Raw genomic sequence first — 1,895 nt, forward strand, 5'->3', positions numbered from 1 at the left:
TGGCCTGCGCGTAGCCGGCCGGCACGATGCGCGCCATGTTCCAGCGCACCCATGCACGCGCATCCTCGTTCGCGAAACCGGACAGCATGTTGCCGCTGCGCTGCTCGGCAAGCCCGGCCGGGCCGAGTTCGTCAAGCATCGCGAGCCGCGCGTCGCGGCGCGATTCGCGTGTTTCGGCCGGTGCGCTACCGTAGCCGCCCGCGGGCGACACCAGCAGCAGGCCGGCGATCCGCGCAGGCATCACGCGGGCGAGGCCGCCCGCGATGATCGCGCCGAGCGAATGACCGACCAGCACGCAGCGTTCGATGCCGAGTGCCTCGAGCCACGCATTCAGCGATGCCGCGTAATCGGTGGCGGCCGGCGACGCGCCGTGCACCGGCGTCGACACGCCATAACCGGGCGCATCCCACGCGAGCACGCGCCGCGATGCGCCTAGCGTGTCGAGCTGGCGGACCCACGATGCGGCGCCCGAACCGATGCCGTGCAGCAGCACGACGGGCAGCGCACGGCCTGCATGCTGCGCGCCGGCCTCGCGATAACCGATCGTGCCCGCTGCGCCGGCCGCGCAACGCTGTTCGGGAAACTGCCCGAGCAGCGCGGCGAACGCCGCGGTGCGGTCGCGTTCACGTTTGTCGATGACACTCATTGCTTCACCCGCTCCGTCTCAACGCTTGATCTTCGCGAGCGGCGAATCGGGCGGATACGTCGGCGTGATCGGCTTCGGCGACCCGAGCATCACGCACATCAGCGCATCTTCCTCGCCGATGTTGATTTCCGTGCGATACACGCCCGGCGGCACCGAGATCAGGTCGCGCTCGCCGAGGATCGCTTCCCACGTCTCGCCGTCACGTTCGCAGATCACCTTCATCTTGCCGCGCAGCACGAAGAAGATTTCCTCGACGTCCATGTGGATGTGGCTCGGGCCGATGTTGCCGGCCGGGATGACCATCGTCGAGAACGTGAAGCCGCCGGCCGGCACCGTGTTGACGTCCTTCGCGACACCCGTGCCGCCCGTGCCGACGTAGCGCATCTGCGCGCGGCGGTACTTCGGGTCGTAGTCGGCCTGGAACTTCAGTGCGTCCCAGTCGTAGCGACGGGTCGCGTAGCGCGCCACGCGCCCTTCCATCCAGTCGTTGAAGCTTGCGCCTTCCGGCTGGTCCCACGACTTGCGTTCGAGATCGGCGTCCGCCATCGTCCTCTCCTTCATCAGAGTGAAAACTTCAATTCAATCAATTCATCACGAAGCCGCCGTTCACCGGCAGCAATTGACCCGTCACGAAGCGCGCGCCGTCCGACAGCAGGAACAGCACCGGGCCCGTCACGTCGTCGGGCACCTGCGCACGCGTCAGCGCGCGGCCCTGCATGTAGAACGCGTGGCGTTCGGCCGGCACGTAGGCGGTCGCCTCGACTTCGGTGAGCCCCGGCGCGATCGCGTTGACCGTCACGCCGTGCGCGCCGAACTCGCGCGCCTGCGCATGCGTCATCGCGATCACCGCGCCCTTGCTCGCGACGTACGCGAGCAGCTTCGGCGCGCCCCACAGCGCGGTGTCCGACGCGAGGTTCACGATCGCACCGCGGCCCGACTGCGCGAGGTACGGCAGCGCCGCATTGCTGACGAGCCACACGCCACGCACGTTCACGTTCATCACGGCGTCCCACGTCGACACGTCGAGCTCGGTCGACAGCTTGCCGCCCGAGTTCGTGATCGCCGCGTTGTTGATCAGCGCATCGATACCGCCGAGCGCCGCCGCGCCCTGCGCGACGAATGCCGTGACGCTCGCCGGATCGGCGAGATCGAGTGCGAAGAAATGCGCGACGTGGCCCGCTTCCGAGAGTTGCTCGGCAAGCGCACGGCCGTCGTCGGCCAGCACGTCGCCGAATGCGACCTGCGCGCC

General features: G+C 68.5%; 3 protein-coding genes. All 3 read right to left on the minus strand.

The window, feature by feature from the left end:
* Nucleotides 1–646: alpha/beta fold hydrolase (locus tag JYJ84_RS35510; protein WP_205190200.1), on the minus strand; the 646-nt coding region annotated here is incomplete at its 3' end.
* A gap of 18 nt (nucleotides 647–664) precedes the next feature.
* Complete coding sequence (locus JYJ84_RS35515) at nucleotides 665–1,192, minus strand: cupin domain-containing protein (protein WP_043177345.1); 528 nt, start codon at nucleotides 1,190–1,192, stop codon at nucleotides 665–667.
* 37 nt (nucleotides 1,193–1,229) lie between these two features.
* Nucleotides 1,230–1,895: SDR family oxidoreductase (locus JYJ84_RS35520; RefSeq protein WP_205190201.1), on the minus strand; the 666-nt coding region annotated here is incomplete at its 5' end.

The sequence above is a fragment of the Burkholderia sp. LMG 13014 genome, from assembly GCF_905232215.1.
In the GTDB taxonomy this organism is placed as follows: domain Bacteria; phylum Pseudomonadota; class Gammaproteobacteria; order Burkholderiales; family Burkholderiaceae; genus Burkholderia.